General features: G+C 55.2%; 16 protein-coding genes. 13 read left to right on the top strand and 3 right to left on the bottom strand.

Going from position 1 to position 15,563, the window contains the following annotated elements:
* The gene (locus LB462_RS13070; RefSeq protein ID WP_224508501.1) at positions 1-1,884 is read right to left on the bottom strand and encodes an ATP-binding protein; all 1,884 of its coding nucleotides are present in this window, start codon (positions 1,882-1,884) and stop codon (positions 1-3) included.
* 375 nt (positions 1,885-2,259) lie between these two features.
* Between LB462_RS13070 and LB462_RS13065 the strand changes: the two genes are divergently transcribed.
* From LB462_RS13065 to ilvC, 12 genes are all read left to right on the top strand, one after another.
* Positions 2,260-4,065 (top strand): acetolactate synthase 3 large subunit, encoded by a 1,806-nt coding sequence (locus tag LB462_RS13065; protein WP_255626575.1) that lies wholly within the window; start codon positions 2,260-2,262, stop codon positions 4,063-4,065.
* Between the two features lie 21 nt (positions 4,066-4,086).
* A complete protein-coding gene (gene ilvN, locus LB462_RS13060) occupies positions 4,087-4,659 on the top strand; it encodes an acetolactate synthase small subunit (RefSeq protein ID WP_112530013.1) in 573 nt (190 codons plus the stop codon).
* Positions 4,660-4,774: 115 nt separating this feature from the next.
* Positions 4,775-5,368, top strand: a complete 594-nt coding sequence (locus tag LB462_RS13055; RefSeq protein WP_224508499.1) for a LysE family translocator — start codon at positions 4,775-4,777, stop codon at positions 5,366-5,368.
* Positions 5,369-5,406: 38 nt separating this feature from the next.
* Positions 5,407-6,027, top strand: coding sequence for a nitrile hydratase subunit alpha (gene nthA, locus LB462_RS13050; RefSeq protein ID WP_224508497.1), 621 nt, complete (start codon positions 5,407-5,409; stop codon positions 6,025-6,027).
* Positions 6,024-6,683: a nitrile hydratase subunit beta gene (gene nthB, locus LB462_RS13045; protein ID WP_224508495.1), complete on the top strand. Its 660-nt coding sequence runs from the start codon at positions 6,024-6,026 to the stop codon at positions 6,681-6,683. The genes nthA and nthB overlap by 4 nt, the downstream gene beginning before the upstream one ends.
* Positions 6,670-7,032: a nitrile hydratase accessory protein gene (locus LB462_RS13040; RefSeq protein WP_224508493.1), complete on the top strand. Its 363-nt coding sequence runs from the start codon at positions 6,670-6,672 to the stop codon at positions 7,030-7,032. The genes nthB and LB462_RS13040 overlap by 14 nt, the downstream gene beginning before the upstream one ends.
* Position 7,033: 1 nt before the next feature.
* Positions 7,034-7,465, top strand: a complete 432-nt coding sequence (locus tag LB462_RS13035; RefSeq protein ID WP_224508491.1) for a hypothetical protein — start codon at positions 7,034-7,036, stop codon at positions 7,463-7,465.
* Between the two features lie 105 nt (positions 7,466-7,570).
* Positions 7,571-8,698 (top strand): ATP-dependent DNA helicase, encoded by a 1,128-nt coding sequence (locus LB462_RS13030; protein ID WP_224508489.1) that lies wholly within the window; start codon positions 7,571-7,573, stop codon positions 8,696-8,698.
* A 100-nt stretch (positions 8,699-8,798) separates the two neighbouring features.
* A complete protein-coding gene (locus LB462_RS13025) occupies positions 8,799-9,539 on the top strand; it encodes a pyridoxine 5'-phosphate synthase (protein WP_224508487.1) in 741 nt (246 codons plus the stop codon).
* Between the two features lie 142 nt (positions 9,540-9,681).
* Positions 9,682-11,607 (top strand): potassium transporter Kup, encoded by a 1,926-nt coding sequence (locus LB462_RS13020; protein WP_224508485.1) that lies wholly within the window; start codon positions 9,682-9,684, stop codon positions 11,605-11,607.
* A gap of 236 nt (positions 11,608-11,843) precedes the next feature.
* Positions 11,844-12,497 carry a TetR/AcrR family transcriptional regulator gene (locus LB462_RS13015; protein ID WP_224508483.1) on the top strand — a complete coding sequence of 218 codons (654 nt, stop codon included), beginning with the start codon at positions 11,844-11,846 and terminating at the stop codon, positions 12,495-12,497.
* Between the two features lie 26 nt (positions 12,498-12,523).
* Positions 12,524-13,543 (top strand): ketol-acid reductoisomerase, encoded by a 1,020-nt coding sequence (gene ilvC / locus LB462_RS13010; protein WP_224508482.1) that lies wholly within the window; start codon positions 12,524-12,526, stop codon positions 13,541-13,543.
* 133 nt (positions 13,544-13,676) lie between these two features.
* Here ilvC and LB462_RS13005 read toward each other — a convergent pair whose 3' ends face one another.
* Entirely contained in the window at positions 13,677-14,165 is a 489-nt protein-coding gene (locus LB462_RS13005) for a RidA family protein (protein ID WP_224508480.1), read from the bottom strand.
* Positions 14,166-14,361: 196 nt separating this feature from the next.
* On the opposite strand from LB462_RS13005, the gene LB462_RS13000 reads away from it, so the two are divergent.
* Entirely contained in the window at positions 14,362-15,057 is a 696-nt protein-coding gene (locus LB462_RS13000) for a TetR/AcrR family transcriptional regulator (RefSeq protein ID WP_224508477.1), read from the top strand.
* Positions 15,058-15,138: 81 nt separating this feature from the next.
* Here LB462_RS13000 and LB462_RS12995 read toward each other — a convergent pair whose 3' ends face one another.
* Complete coding sequence (locus LB462_RS12995; protein ID WP_224508475.1) at positions 15,139-15,480, bottom strand: BA14K family protein; 342 nt, start codon at positions 15,478-15,480, stop codon at positions 15,139-15,141.
* Positions 15,481-15,563 lie beyond the last annotated feature (83 nt).

Genomic DNA, 15,563 nt, shown 5'->3' with positions numbered 1-15,563 from the left:
TCAGGTCTTGTCGTTGCGGAACGTACGGATCAGGTCGCTGGCACGGAATCGGTCGGTCCCTTCCGGTTGCGACTTGGGCGGTTCCTCTTTGCGGATTGCCGCATCGATATTGCGCCACTGGGTTCTTACGGGCTCCTGAGCCAAGGGAACCGTATGCCTCTGGCTCGCAACAGGATTGCCAATACTCTCGACGATATCGAATGCGTCGTCCTGACTGCTCGTGCTTTCTGCTGCGTTGAGCTGACGCATTCGCATCAAGATCGTATCGAGAGAGAGGTAAGAATCGCCGAGCCGTACGGATTGCTGGCTTTTGGTCATATGTGCGGCCGGCAATTGGTCAGGCGCAATTGTCTCGAACATCATGCGCATCGGCGTCGGAACGGCCTCACCAAACGCGATCGCTTCTCGATTGGCAATCGATGACAGAAATCCAATCGTGCTTTGCGATGCGCCGGTAATGGCGCCGCGAATGATCTCCTGATCACGCTCATTTCCAAGGCGCATGGCAAACACGGTGCTGCATTGGGAAAGAATGGTTGCATCAAGCTCGCCGGGACGCTGCGTGATGACCGCGAGATAGACGCCATATTTGCGGCCCTCCTTGGCAATACGGGCAATTGCCTGACGCGTCGGCCAGAAACCCGCATTGGCATCCGCGGGAATGTAACGATGCGCTTCCTCGCAGACAACGAGCGTCTGTGCGCGGCCGTCGCTCGACACCGCGAGGTCGAAAGCCATGCGGCAGAGTACCGAGGCAACGGAATTCACCACTTCCGATGGCAATCCAGCCAATTGAAAGACGCAAATTGGACGATCGTTCTTGGGTATGCGGAAAATGTGGCCAATCGTCTGGCGCATCGTGTCCATCGTCGTCGGGGCCGAAAACATGAAGCGGTAGCGGGGGTCGGTAACCAGCGCTTGCAAACGCTGCCGAAGCGCCTTCATGATCGGCCGATCCGTCTTGCCTTCCAGCTGGCCAATACGCTCATCGATCAGCTTGATGAGATCAGTGATGCGATATGGCGTAGGCGTATCGGCGGTCATCGATGAATAATCGCGGTCTTTTTTGAGGAGCGAAGCGGCGGTCGTCGCTTCGGAACTGGCAAAGCGCTCCCGCGCAATCGGAATCAGATCGCGCAAGGCATCAACTTCGGCTGGCACCGTCGGCCTCCCGCGGAAGACAGCTTCTGCAAACTCTTCCAGCCTGAACAGCCAATAGGGCAACTCCAAGGTGTTGTAATCGATTGAGATTGCATGATCAGGAAAAGCGCTTGCAAATTCGTTGTGGGGATCGAGGATCAGGACGCGTAAATCGGGTCGCTGCGCGATGATTTTACGCAAAAGCAGGGAAACAGCGCTCGATTTACCCACGCCGGTACTGCCGAGAACGGCAAAGTGTCGCGAAACCAGACTATCGATCGAGATCAATGCCGGGATCGATGCATTTTGCGACAGATGCCCGACCGATACGGTGTTCTTCAGGCTTGCCGTGTAGATAATTGCCAGATCTGTCGCGCGAATCCGATGTGCTACGGCGCCCATGTGCGGATAATTCGCAATGCCGGATGAAAAGGTCAACGAGCCATCATCATGCTCATTAACCTGTCCGATAAGTTCGACATGGATGCGAATGCTCTGGTCGGCTTCGACGACCCATTGCGCTTCATGGGTGTTGACTTCATAGACGAGCCCAACCACGCGGTTGTTTCCGACTTGAATGGAAATCAACTGGCCGACTGTCCAGTAGTCATCCGATGCTGCGATGGACGGCCCGGTCAACGCGTAAATGACGGCTTTTTCGCCGTTGCATTCGATGACGTGCCCATCGGTTCGATTGCGAACGAAGGGTCTGGGTTGTTCAGCCGGCAAGGCTTCAGCGTTCATCGTTGGTGACCATTCCGTGAACTGATAGCAGTGTGTTGACAAGACTTGTCGGGTCACCCTAATTCGAAGGCATTGAGATTATCTTAGCGTGATTATGACAATTGTTTCGACCGGTTTCAGGCTCAGTGCTGGTCATTCGATTTGATTTGCATTTTTGCCGTTGACGTATGGAATTTGCTTAACTATCGTCCGCGACCATGAAAACAGTTCTTATCGTCGTGGGATCGCGCATGGGCAGGGTGTAGTAAGCACCCGGCGAAAGCTCCCATGCGCGATACACAGGCTCCTTCGGGGGCCTTTTTTATTTCCAACATTTCAGTTAGAGCAAACACCTTCTGAAGGGCCAAGGGCCGCAGAATAGACGGGAAGAGACCGATGAAAGCAGACAAGCAGGATAGTGACAGCCGACCATCGCAACGACGTGAAATGACTGGTGCCGAGATGGTCGTCCAGGCGCTCATTGATCAAGGGGTAACCGATATTTTCGGATATCCGGGTGGCGCAGTGCTTCCGATTTACGATGAACTCTTCCAACAGGACAAGATCAACCACATTCTGGTCCGGCACGAACAGGGTGCGGGTCATGCCGCGGAAGGCTATGCCCGCTCCACCGGCAAAGTTGGCGTTATGCTGGTCACATCAGGGCCCGGTGCAACCAATGCTGTTACGCCGCTGCAGGATGCGCTGATGGATTCCATTCCGTTGGTTTGCATCAGTGGACAGGTCCCGACGAGCCTGATCGGTTCGGATGCCTTCCAGGAGTGCGACACCGTCGGTATCACGCGCCCTTGTACCAAGCACAATTGGCTGGTGAAGGATGTCAACGATCTGGCGCGTGTTCTGCACGAGGCCTTCCACGTTGCCAAAACAGGGCGTCCCGGTCCCGTCCTTGTTGACGTTCCGAAGGATGTTCAGTTTGCAACCGGTATGTATACACCGCCGGAAGTCTCGCCGCGCACCAGCTATCATCCCAAGATCCAGGGTGATATCGAGGCGATCAAGCAGGCTGTTGCTCTGATGCTGACGGCAAAGCGCCCTGTGATCTACTCGGGCGGCGGTGTTATCAACTCCGGCAACGAAGCAAGTAAATTGCTGCGGGAACTCGTCGAGCTCACCAATTTCCCGATTACCTCGACATTGATGGGGCTTGGCGCTTATCCGGCATCCGGCAAGAATTGGCTTGGTATGCTGGGCATGCACGGAACCTACGAAGCCAATATGACGATGCATGATTGCGATGTCATGTTGAACATCGGTGCGCGCTTCGATGACCGTATTACCGGCCGCATCAGCGGTTTCTCGCCAAATTCCAAAAAGATTCACATCGATATTGATCCGTCTTCGATCAACAAGGCGGTTCGGGTTGATGTTCCGGTCATTGGTGATGTTGCCCATGTGCTCGAAGATATGATTCGCCTGCTGCGCGCGTCGTCGACAAAGCCTGACGAAAAGGCGATCGATCAATGGTGGTCGCAGATCGACAGGTGGCGCTCACGGAAATCTCTGTCCTATACGCGCAACAAGGACGTGATCATGCCGCAATATGCGCTGGAGCGGCTGTATGCACTTACCAAGGATCGCGACACCTATATCACGACCGAAGTAGGCCAGCACCAAATGTGGGCGGCGCAGTTCTATCATTTCGAAAAGCCCAATCGCTGGATGACATCAGGCGGTCTCGGAACGATGGGCTATGGCCTACCGGCAGCGCTGGGTGTGCAGATTGCGCATCCTGACTCGCTGGTTATCGACATCGCCGGGGACGCTTCGGTGCAGATGACTATGCAGGAGATGAGTGCTGCTGTTCAGTATGAAGCACCGATCAAGATCTTTATCCTAAACAACCAATACATGGGAATGGTCCGCCAGTGGCAGCAACTGCTGCATGGCAATCGACTGTCACATTCCTATACGGAAGCCTTGCCCGATTTTGTCAAACTGGCAGAAGCCTATGGCGGTCACGGTATTCGCTGCGAAAAGCCTGGCGATCTCGACGATGCCATTCAGGAAATGATCGACGTCAAAAAGCCGGTACTTTTCGATTGCCGCGTGGCTAATCTCGCGAACTGCTTCCCGATGATCCCTTCCGGCAAGGCTCACAATGAGATGCTTTTGCCGGATGAGGCCACGGATGATGCAGTCGCCAACGCCATTGATGCCAAGGGCAGACAGCTCGTTTAAGAAAACCGGAGAAAATAACAAATGAACGCTCAAAACCTAGCCTCCGGTTCGGCATATTTCATTGCCAAGGAGACTGAACTACCAGTCACGACAGTTCTATCGGTCCTGGTCGATAACGAGCCGGGCGTCCTTGCACGCGTGATTGGCCTATTCTCCGGACGGGGCTATAACATTGAAAGCCTTACGGTTTCCGAGACAGAGCACGAGCAGCATCTATCGCGCATCACAATCGTGACGCGCGGCACACCGCATATTCTGGACCAGATCCGCCACCAGCTGGAACGCATTGTTCCGGTGCATCGTGTGGTGGATTTGTCTGTGCGTGCAGATGAACTTGGCCAGAGCGGGCCAATCCAGCGCGAATTGGCGCTGGTCAAAGTCGCAGGTCTTGGCGAGCACCGCAATGAAGCATTGCGTCTGGCCGATGCGTTCCATGCCAAGGTGACGGACGCAACGACGGAGCATTTCATCTTCGAGATCACTGGCAAAGGTTCGAAGATCGATCAGTTTATCGCGATCATGAAGCCGCTTGGCCTCGTCGAGATTTGCCGGACAGGGGTTGCCGCCATGAACCGCGGTCCCATGGGAATGTAGCCAGGCTTTAGTACTCTTGTCAGGGGCTTAATTGTATCCCTGACAAGTCCCGCCTTGAGCAAGATATCGCCAGGCCCTATGTGTGCCTCTTTTTACCGGGGTGCTGGGTATCAAAATGACACTCGAGATTTTTCTGACCCTATTGGTGTTCGCTTTCGTCACGTCGATAACGCCGGGACCAAATAATTTCATGCTGCTGACGTCCGGCGTCAATTTCGGCTTCAAACGCACGATTCCCCACATGTTCGGTATTGGCTCGGGTTTCTTTACTCTGCTTATTGGAGTGGGTTTGGGACTTGGCGCTTTGCTGCAGACCTTTCCGCTTCTTTATACGGCCCTGAAATTTGCCGGCGGTGCCTATCTGATCTATCTCGCCTATAAGATCGCCATGTCGCGCTCCCTGAATCCAGTTGATGGCAAGGCGCGGCCGATGACGTTCCTGGAAGCTGCCGCATTCCAGTGGATCAACCCGAAAGCGTGGGTGATGGCTGTGACCGCCATGGCAACCTATACGTCGCCGCAAGCTTATTTTACGACGGTTTTAATCGTGGGGATCGCGTTTGCGATCGTGAACATCCCATCCGTTTCGAGCTGGGCAGCCTTCGGGCAAATCATGCGCGGTTGGCTTGCTGATTCAGCGCGACTTAAATGGTTCAACATCACAATGGCGGTTCTGCTCGTGGCCACCTTGTGGCCAATGTTGAAGTAAGCTTGCGCTGACCGCTGTTGGCGCATAGGATTTTCTCCATGCCACACGACCATGACGACCACCATCACGATAATGAGCTTGATCTTATGGCTGCACGCGTGCGCGCCTTGGAAACGATTTTGACGGAGAAGGGCCTGATCGACCCGCAGGCGATTGATGTGATCGTCGATACGTACGAAACGAAGGTTGGTCCACGCAACGGAGCGAAGGTTGTCGCAAAAGCCTGGTCGGATCCAGAATATGCCGGTTGGCTGAAGCGCGACGCAACAGCAGCAATTGAATCCCTGAGTTATACCGGGCGGCAGGGCGAGCATATGCAGGCAGTATTTAATACGCCGGACACGCACAATCTCGTCGTGTGCACGCTGTGCTCATGCTACCCGTGGTCGGTGCTGGGCTTGCCTCCCGTCTGGTATAAATCACCACCTTATAGGTCCAAAGCTGTTATTGATCCGCGTGGTGTATTGGTCGAGTTTGATTTGGTCCTTCCCGAAACCACCAGGATTCGCGTCTGGGATTCGACTGCCGAACTGCGCTATCTGGTTGTACCAATGCGCCCCGAAGGTAGCGAAGGCCTGAGTGAAGAGCAGCTTGCCGATCTCGTCACACGCGACTCCATGATCGGGACGGGGCTGGCACGCGCACCGGAGACAGCATGAACGGGCCTCAGGATCTTGGTGGACAGATGGGTTTTGGCCCTGTTGCGCCCGAAAAAAATGAGCCGTTGTTTCATGCCGATTGGGAAAAACGGGCAATGGGCATGACAATCGCCGCAGGCGCGATGGGGCATTGGAATATCGACGAGAGCCGTCATGCGCGAGAGAGCCTGCATCCGGCGGATTATTACGCCTCCACCTACTATGAAATATGGGCCAAGGCGCTGGAGGTCCTGCTCAAGCGCCATGGATTTGTCCACCCACTGGAACTCGATGAAGGCCGCTCATTTGGCAAAGGAACTCAGCCAAAACGTGTTTTGAAAGCGGAAAATGTCGCTGCTGCCCTCGCGAAAGGCGGTCCTTGCGATCGCCCTGTGGCAGGTGAGCCACGCTTCCAGCCAGGCGATCGCATCCGTACCCATAATTTCAATCCGGAAACGCATACGCGACTGCCGCGCTATGCGCGCGGCAAGTTGGGGGTAATCGAAGCTGTCCGTGGTGGCTTTGTCTTTCCGGATTCCAATGCTCACGGCAAGGGTGAGAACCCCCAATATGTTTATACGGCGGTCTTTACTGCGCCTGAGATATGGGGCGATGGAGCCGATCCTACGTTGACCGTCAGTATTGATGCCTGGGAGAGTTATCTTGAGTCTGCGTGAGCTGATCACTCACTCGCGCGGACTACCCGCGAGCGGTGACGGTCCGGTATTTGCCGAACCTTGGCAGGCGGAAGCCTTTGCAATGGCGGTTGCCCTCCACGACCGCGGGTTGTTCACCTGGGAGGAGTGGGCGGCCACGCTTTCCGGCAAACTGAAACACCCTGGCGCGCTGGATGATGCTAGTGACTACTATAGTTGCTGGCTTGAGGCGCTGGAATCGCTGATCGCCTCCAAGAATGTTGCGGATAGCCATGATATCGATCAATTGGCCGCCGCTTGGCAACGCGCTGCTCATGCGACACCGCATGGCCAACCCATCCGCCTCGAAAATGATCCGGACCGATCCTGAGATGAATATACGCTCACTCGCTACACTGCTGGTCTCCACTTTCATGTTGTTTACCAGCCATGCCTCGGCACAAGACACTTCGTGGTCGACGCCGAACGAAGACGATCTACGCAGAGTCATCACCGGAGCGACTCTTACGGGCGAAGTCAAAGCTGAGCCGCCGTTCAACTTCACTGAATTCCTCGGCCCGGATGGCAAGTCTCGCGGGAAGATGATCCAATGCTGCAAACCAGAAGAGGTTGCGACGAAGGGCATGCCCTACGCCGGCGAGTGGGCCCTTGAGAATGACAATCTTTGCTTGACCTATGAGGGCGAGGACCAGAAGATTTGCTGGACGTTGCAGGTCAATGGCGATCGTTTTCGCATGACGAATCAACAATTCGGCCGTATTGGCGAGGGACAGATACGGCCCGGAAACCCGGATAACCTATAGGGTCAGACGCCATTTCGATCATATCAATGGGTCTTGACCCTAAGTCTAATGCTCCTCGCGTCCATTTTCCTTGCCCTTTGACGGCGAATCCTGTCACTCAGGACTATGCAATTATCACCACAACAGGATGAAGCGCTCCGGGCCGTTTCAAAATGGTTGAAAGACGGGCGCGGCCCGATTTTTCGGCTTTTCGGTTATGCCGGTACCGGCAAAACGACGCTTGCCCGCTATTTTGCCGAGCATATTGACGGTGACGTTCAGTTTGCGGCTTTTACCGGCAAGGCAGCGCAGGTGCTCCGTTCGAAAGGCGCTTCCAACGCCCGTACGCTGCATTCTCTGATCTATCGGCCGCGAGGTGAAGAGGCGGTCGAGAACGAGACCACTGGCAAAACCAGCATTGCTCCGACATTTTCCTTGAATCGCCAAAGTCCGGTGTCCAAGGCCAAGCTCATCGTCGTCGACGAATGCTCCATGGTTGATGAGCAATTGGGACGGGATCTCATGAGCTTTGGCACGCCAATCCTTGTGTTGGGTGATCCCGGTCAGTTGCCGCCAATATCCGGCGGCGGTTTTTTCACCGAGCACGAGCCAGATTATCTCCTGAGCGAAATTCACCGGCAAGCGCGCGACAATCCCATCATTCGTCTGGCACTCGATGTACGCGAGGGCCGTGAGTTCACGTTCGGCGATTTTGGTGCGGCAAAGGTGATTTCGAAGACGGACGTCACACAGGAACTGGTGCTCGGTGCCGACCAGGTGCTCGTCGGTACCAACCGCACGCGCAGGCGCTACAATCAACGTCTGCGAGAGTTGAAGGGTTTTTCCGCGTCTTTTCCACAGGCTGGTGACAAACTTGTGTGCCTGCGCAACGACCCCGCAAAGGGCCTCCTCAACGGTTCGCTTTGGAAGGTCATGACCTCGTCGCGTGAAACGGTGAAACCCGGGATCAATCTTTTGGTCGCTCCAGAAGATGAGGAGCCGGGGAGGGGCGTCGCCAAGATAAAACTGCTGAAATCTCAATTCGATGATCCGGACGCCGAAATACCATGGCAGACCAAGAAGCGGTTTGACGATTTCGACTACGGCTATGCTCTGACGACCCACAAGGCGCAAGGCTCGCAATGGGATGAAGTAGTGCTCTTCGACGAAAGCTATGCTTTTCGCGATACCCGCGAACGCTGGCTCTATACCGCAATTACCCGGGCTGCAGAACGCTTGACCGTCGTGCGATGAACCAGAGGACTCAATCTTTGAGTTTAGATGAAATAGCATTATTTTATGTCGCGTTTCTGCTGTAAAGAAGACGCCAGTGCTTCCGCGTACGAGTTAGATCATGACCGCATCACTCTCCATCAACCTCAATGCGATCGCGATGCTGCGCAACAGACGCGATCTGCCCTGGCCCAACGTTATTAGTCTTGGACGCATCGCCTTGGCGGCGGGCGCATCCGGTTTGACGGTGCATCCGCGCCCCGACGAGAGACATATCCGTTTTTCCGATTTGCCCGCAATACGAGCGCTTATCGACGATGAATTCCCGCAGGCCGAATTCAATATCGAAGGGTATCCGACGCCGGAGTTCCTGGGCCTCGTCGCTGCAAATGAACCTGAGCAGGTGACGCTGGTGCCTGATGATCCGGCACAGGCGACATCCGATCATGGCTGGAATTTGGAACGCGATGCGGAATTCCTCCGGCCAATCATCTCTGGCCTCAAAGCACAAGGTATTCGCGTTTCATTATTCATCGATCCCGACCCCGATACACCTGCCATGGCCAAGGCGCTTGGCGCTGACCGGGTTGAGCTTTATACTGGCCCCTATGGAGGCGCGTACGATGATCCGCGCCGCGAGGCCAGCGAACTTGCAAAGCTGGAATCGACCGCCTTGGCGGCGGCAAAAGCAGGGATTGCAGTGAATGCAGGGCATGATCTGACGGTCGCCAATCTACCGGCTTTGGTCAAAAAAATGCCAAATCTTGTTGAGGTTTCTATAGGTCATGGGCTTACAGCGGACGCTTTGGTGCACGGGATGTCTGGTGCTGTGGAAAGATTTCTCAATGCGCTTCAGACCTAGCCCTTTGATTCGGGTGCAGGATTTGCTTTGCTATGCATTTTTGCATATCATGGGCGAACAGCTATGAAAAAATGGCGATTGATATTGCGCTGCAACACGACTAACTCGTCCGCCCACGCTGTCAGAGCGAGGGAAAACCTGTATGAGTGAACAACAATTGGATGACGAGAACTGTGATAACGGTCCCGTCGTTCATGAATCGGAACCCCATCACAAAGAGGCCTTTCCGGTTCTTGTTCTTGGTGCCCTCGGCGTCGTCTATGGCGATATCGGCACAAGTCCGATCTACGCCTTTCGCGAAGCGCTCCATGCTGCTTCGCTCGATGGAACGTTGAGCCGCACCGACGTTCTTGGCGTTGTTTCAATGATCTTCTGGGCACTGGCCCTCATAGTAACCGTCAAGTATATTCTATTTGTTCTGCGCGCCGACAATGACGGCGAGGGCGGTATCCTGTCTCTGATGGCTTTGGCACGGGCGAGCTTCAAGACTCGCCCGCAGCTTATTCTAGCTCTCGGAATCGTTGGCGCATCGCTGTTTTATGGCGATGCGGTAATTACGCCGGCAATTTCGGTGCTTTCGGCCGTTGAAGGCCTTGAGATCGTCACACCGCGGCTGACACCGTTCATCGTGCCGATCACTCTGGTGATCCTTCTAACCCTTTTTTCCGTTCAGCGCTTTGGTACTGCGCGTGTCGCGACCATTTTTGGCCCGATCACGCTGCTATGGTTTCTCGCTATCGGGTTTTTTGGGTTATGGCACCTTGCCGACGACTGGAGTGTTTTTGCTGCCGTTAATCCCGTCTATGCCGTTGAATACATTATAGATAATCCGGTTACCGCATTCCCCACTATCGGCACGGTGTTTCTTGCTGTTACGGGAGCAGAGGCCCTCTATGCCGATCTTGGACATTTCGGGCGCAAACCGATCGCGACGGCCTGGATGTGGATTGTCTTCCCTTGTCTTCTGCTGAACTATTTTGGGCAAGGCGCATTTATTCTGGCAAACGGTGACTCAGCAAAGAATCCATTCTTCGAAATGTTTCCGCACTGGGCTCTTTTGCCGATGGTGCTACTCGCTACGATGGCAACGGTTATTGCCAGTCAGGCGGTTATTTCGGGTGCCTACTCGCTGTCGCGGCAGGCTGTGCAACTCAATCTTTTGCCGCGTCTCAACATCGAGCACACGTCAGAGAAATTATCCGGCCAAGTCTATCTGCCGCGCATCAACGTGCTTCTCGGTCTCGTTGTTGTCCTTTTGGTGCTCGGTTTTGAGCGATCATCAAATCTTGCATCTGCTTATGGTATAGCCGTGACCGGTAACATGCTGGTCACGACCATCTTGCTTTTCATCGTCATGAGCAGAATTTGGAAGTGGCGCTTGTGGGTGGCGGTATCGGTGACCCTTTGCTTCCTGATCATCGATCTTACCTTTGTCAGTGCCAATCTTATTAAGGTCGTAGATGGTGGTTGGGCATCGCTGGTCGTCGCATTGCTCGTGATCCTGATCATGTTCACGTGGGTGCGGGGCAGCCGTCAGCTCTTCGAAAAAACCCGCAAGGGCGAAGTGCCACTTGATCTCATTTCGAGGAAAATGGCCGAGAACCCGCCAACGCTCGTACCAGGTACTGCTGTTTTTCTGACAGGTGATCCAAAGAGCACGCCAACCGCGCTGATGCACAGTCTCAAACATTACAAAGTGTTGCATCAGAATAACGTTATTCTAACGGTGATCACCGCACCGACCCCTTTGGTTAAAAAGAGCGAACGGGTGCGTATCGAGCCTATAAATGACCTCTTCATGCGGGTTACTCTGACCTTTGGTTACATGGAACGCCCCAATATTCCGCGCACACTTGCGATCTGCCGGAAGCAGGGATGGAAGTTCGATATCATGACGACCTCTTTCTTCCTGTCGCGTCGATCCTTGAAAGCTTCGGCCCGATCGGAAATGCCGCGCTGGCAGGATCGGCTGTTCATTGCGCTCGCCCGGACAGCCAGCGATGCGACCGAATACTTCCAGATCCCCACCGGCCGCGTTGTGGAAATCGGTACGCAGGTCAACATCTAGTACGGCATCCATTCTACCCGGCACACCAAAATATCACGCGATGGTTGCAATTCTTGCGTCGGTTTCGCGGTTTCTTGTTCCTTTTTGGGGTATTCTTGTGCGGGTTCCGAACTTTTCTATGCAAGAATTGATTGGGCAGAGCGAGAAATTTGTCCTGTTTTGGCCTTGTCAAATTCTTTGCGCCGTACTAGAACCACTGCCGTAACGTACGGTACGGTACGGCAAGGGAGCCGAAGGTGCAATTAGCGGTCGACGTTGGCGAGAACGCATTGACTGAGCGTCAGAAGGACGTTCTTGATGCTGCGCTTGCACTCTTGGTCGAAGCAGGGGACGCGCTGACGATGACCAGCGTCGCGCGCCGCGCCAGCTGTTCCAAGGAAAGCCTCTACAAATGGTTCGGTGACCGTGATGGACTGCTTACGGCGACCGTCCAATGGCAAGCCTCGAAGGTAAGGGCCGTCCCTGTCAATCCTGAGGCGTTCAATCTTGCTTCGCTGACCGCCGGCCTCCAGCGTTTTGCTTCAGATTGGCTGCATGTCCTCTCCGGGACTATTTCCGTGGCGCTTAACCGCGTGGCCGTTGGTCATGCCGGCAGCGACAAGCACGACCTCGGCGTCATCGTTCTCGAGAACGGACCCTTCGCCATGGCTCGCCGGCTCAAGCCATTGCTGCAACTCGGTCGAGATACTGGTCTGCTGCATTTTAACGAGACAGATGAAGCGTTTCGCACCTTCTTCGGACTGGTTGTCCGGGATGTGCAAATCCGGTTGCTGCTTGGCGACCGGCTGGAATTGACTGATGCGTCGATCGACCGGGATTCCCTTCGCGCGACGCAACAGTTTCTGGCTCTTTACGGAGCTCAAACGGAAGCGGCCGAAGGTGGCCACTAGGTCCTCACATTGGAAGGAATAAATCGATGCGCGTATATTATGACCGCGATGCGGACATCAACCTGATCAAATCGAAGAAGGTTGCAATCATCGGCTATGGTTCGCAGGGCCGTGCCCATGCACTCAACCTGAAGGACAGCGGCGCCAAGGACGTGCGCATCGCGCTTCGCCAAGGTTCGGCGACTGCCAAGAAAGCGGAAGCCGATGGCTTCCAGGTCGTCAGCGTGGCCGAGGCGGCCAAATGGGCAGACCTCATGATGATGGCGACGCCCGACGAACTGCAGGCGGACATCTACAAGGATCACATTGCCGACAATATCCGCGATGGCGCAGCGATCGCTTTCGCCCACGGTCTCAATGTGCATTTCGGTCTTATCGAGCCGAAGAAGTCGGTCGACGTGGTCATGATCGCGCCGAAGGGTCCAGGGCATACGGTTCGCGGCGAATACCAGAAGGGTGGCGGCGTTCCTTGCCTGATTGCTATCCACCAGGATGCGTCGGGCAATGCACATGACCTCGCTCTGTCCTACGCATGCGGCGTTGGTGGCGGCCGTTCCGGCGTCATCGAAACCAACTTCCGCGAAGAGTGCGAAACCGATCTTTTCGGCGAACAGGTTGTTCTCTGCGGCGGTCTGGTCGAACTGATCCGCGCCGGTTTCGAGACGCTCGTTGAAGCAGGCTACGCGCCGGAAATGGCCTATTTCGAATGCCTGCACGAAGTGAAGCTGATCGTTGATCTCATCTATGAAGGCGGCATCGCCAACATGAACTACTCGATCTCCAACACCGCGGAGTGGGGCGAATATGTTTCCGGTCCACGCATCATCACTGCCGAAACCAAGGCCGAGATGAAGCGCATCCTGACCGATATCCAGACGGGCAAGTTCACTTCCGACTGGATGCAGGAATACAAGGCCGGCGCATCGCGCTTCAAGGCCATCCGTCGCAACAACGACAAGCACCAGATCGAAGAAGTTGGTGAAAAGCTGCGCGGCATGATGCCGTGGATCGGCAGCAACAAGCTCGTCGACAAGGCCAAGAACTGAGATTTGACCTTGGTTAAATAGTAAAGGCCGGTGGAACGATCCACCGGCCTTTTGTTTTGGCGAGCCTGCTCGTTGCTCACAAGTCGCAGCGACGACGGCAAGCAGAGGAGCGGCCTTAACGCGAAAGCGGTCGCTATTCTAGAAAGACGATGGCCTCCACCTCGAAGAGCATGGGGTCAATTGCAAGCTTGGGAACGGGAATCAGAGTCTGCGCCGGCAGCGCCTCGCCGAACATTGCCTTGACGTTTTTGGTCAACACATCAAGCTTGGAAATATCGTGATCGACCACGAAGACCGTGAGCTTGGCGACTTGATCGGGCCGTGCTCCGAGCGCATCGAGGGCGGTGCGCAGATTAGCGTAAGCCTGCTTAACCTGGACAGCGAATTCGGGCGACAAAGCTCCCGTGCTGTCCTGCCCGCCCTGTCCGGAAATGTAGGCCACTCGGGCTTCGCGGGGGGCAATCACCGCCGTGCTGTAGCCATTCGGCGTCGGGTCGTAAAGGTTTTGTGGATTGACGATAGTGAGCTTGAGATCCTTCTCATTTGCTGTCGTCGCTTTGGGAATTCCCATAGTCATAATGATTAGCCCTCCGATAAGTAGATGCTGGGTTGCGTGTGACATGATTTTCTCTTGACTCTCCGGACTGCGGGCAAATTGGCCCCGCGATCGACAGGATTGAACATTTACTCATCGTCCGTATGACCGACTCGTACGCTGTACGATTTAACGCATCGTACAGCGTACGAGTCAACTGATCAGGATCGACATTTGAAGCATTGTCGGCCTAAATTGACGTTCTGATGGACAAGGAAGATGAATGGCAGCCAAACGAACCGGCGCGCAGAGCAAACGGTCTCAACGGATAGGTGGGTCACTCCAGTCCGCGCGGGAGCCGCATAGTGAACAGCCACTCTCTCTAGAACGCATCGTGGCAACCGCGGTAGAACTGCTAGACGGCCAAGGAGTCGACGGATTGAAGATGCGTCAGCTGGCCGATCGCCTCGGCTCGGGCGCGATGAGCCTATATTGGCACGTCGACAACAAAGAGGCGGTCTTTGATCTGGCGCTCGACTCGGTGCTCGAATATCGCGGACCGCCGCAAACAGTTGAGTCTCAAGACTGGCGCGGGGAAGTCGTTCATATGCTCGAAGACTGGCGTGCCAGCATGCTGCGCCATCCCTGGTCGGCATCGCTGTTGCCGCGCCGGAGGCTCGGCCCGAATATCCTCAGTCGCCTTGAACGGCTGAGCAATACCTTGACCAGAGGCGGTGTAACGGACGCAGATCTAAATGTCGCGATATGGTCGCTTTGGAACTATGTCATGGGCGCCACCATCACCCGGGCGAACTTCAACCTCTCGGACGACGACATGGCCGCCGCGCAGCAGCGACTTACACGCCTCAGCGAACGTTACCCGACGATCGAACGCACTCGTCTGCTGTTGGATAACGATTGGGATGGCGCCTTCCGAAAAGGCCTAGACTCCCTACTTGATGGTCTCTCTCCGAGATGAGGCGGAACGAAGTTTGGGCTAAAGCGACCGTCGCGAAACTCCCGCACACCAGCCTTTCGTTTTGGCTAGCCTGCTCGTTGCTCACAAATCGCAGCGGCGGCGAGGGCCAGTGAAGGGCTGGTACGTATTGTCGAAAGCCCGATAGGATTGGTATTGATCGCGGCAACGTTGAACCTGTGTTCGGCCGGATGGGCCGATGGGGCGATGCACGCGAAAATCATAGCAGGCCGCCGATCCGGTGCAGTTGCGCAAAGCAGGATTGGATGGGGTACCGCTGCCTGGAATATAAGGCTTTCTCGGAACCGCATCGAGCCCGCGTGGTGCCGGGCGATAGCCCTGGATTTCCTGCGCTGATACGCTGACAAGCTGGGTCGTCAGAATAAAGCCGAGGGCCGTGAGTATGATCGTCAAGGCTTTCATCATCGTTCTGTCCTGATCCCGAATACATACATATAAGGACTTGTTGCGCGGATCGCCACTGGTGGGAGCCGGTCAATGCGGCTAGG

The sequence above is a fragment of the Phyllobacterium chamaecytisi genome, assembly GCF_020164455.1.
Taxonomy (GTDB): domain Bacteria; phylum Pseudomonadota; class Alphaproteobacteria; order Rhizobiales; family Rhizobiaceae; genus Phyllobacterium; species Phyllobacterium chamaecytisi.
Note: the sequence above shows the minus strand (reverse complement) of the source record. Positions and strands in the feature narration are given on the sequence as shown.

Coding starts and splice junctions, on each gene's coding strand:
- LB462_RS13070 (WP_224508501.1), bottom strand. CDS start 1,884: ATGAACGCTGAAGCCTTGCCGGCTGAACAACCCAGACCCTTCGTTCGC.
- LB462_RS13065 (WP_255626575.1), top strand. CDS start 2,260: ATGAAAGCAGACAAGCAGGATAGTGACAGCCGACCATCGCAACGACGT.
- ilvN (WP_112530013.1), top strand. CDS start 4,087: ATGAACGCTCAAAACCTAGCCTCCGGTTCGGCATATTTCATTGCCAAG.
- LB462_RS13055 (WP_224508499.1), top strand. CDS start 4,775: ATGACACTCGAGATTTTTCTGACCCTATTGGTGTTCGCTTTCGTCACG.
- nthA (WP_224508497.1), top strand. CDS start 5,407: ATGCCACACGACCATGACGACCACCATCACGATAATGAGCTTGATCTT.
- nthB (WP_224508495.1), top strand. CDS start 6,024: ATGAACGGGCCTCAGGATCTTGGTGGACAGATGGGTTTTGGCCCTGTT.
- LB462_RS13035 (WP_224508491.1), top strand. CDS start 7,034: ATGAATATACGCTCACTCGCTACACTGCTGGTCTCCACTTTCATGTTG.
- LB462_RS13030 (WP_224508489.1), top strand. CDS start 7,571: ATGCAATTATCACCACAACAGGATGAAGCGCTCCGGGCCGTTTCAAAA.
- LB462_RS13025 (WP_224508487.1), top strand. CDS start 8,799: ATGACCGCATCACTCTCCATCAACCTCAATGCGATCGCGATGCTGCGC.
- LB462_RS13020 (WP_224508485.1), top strand. CDS start 9,682: ATGAGTGAACAACAATTGGATGACGAGAACTGTGATAACGGTCCCGTC.
- ilvC (WP_224508482.1), top strand. CDS start 12,524: ATGCGCGTATATTATGACCGCGATGCGGACATCAACCTGATCAAATCG.
- LB462_RS13005 (WP_224508480.1), bottom strand. CDS start 14,165: ATGTCACACGCAACCCAGCATCTACTTATCGGAGGGCTAATCATTATG.
- LB462_RS13000 (WP_224508477.1), top strand. CDS start 14,362: ATGGCAGCCAAACGAACCGGCGCGCAGAGCAAACGGTCTCAACGGATA.
- LB462_RS12995 (WP_224508475.1), bottom strand. CDS start 15,480: ATGATGAAAGCCTTGACGATCATACTCACGGCCCTCGGCTTTATTCTG.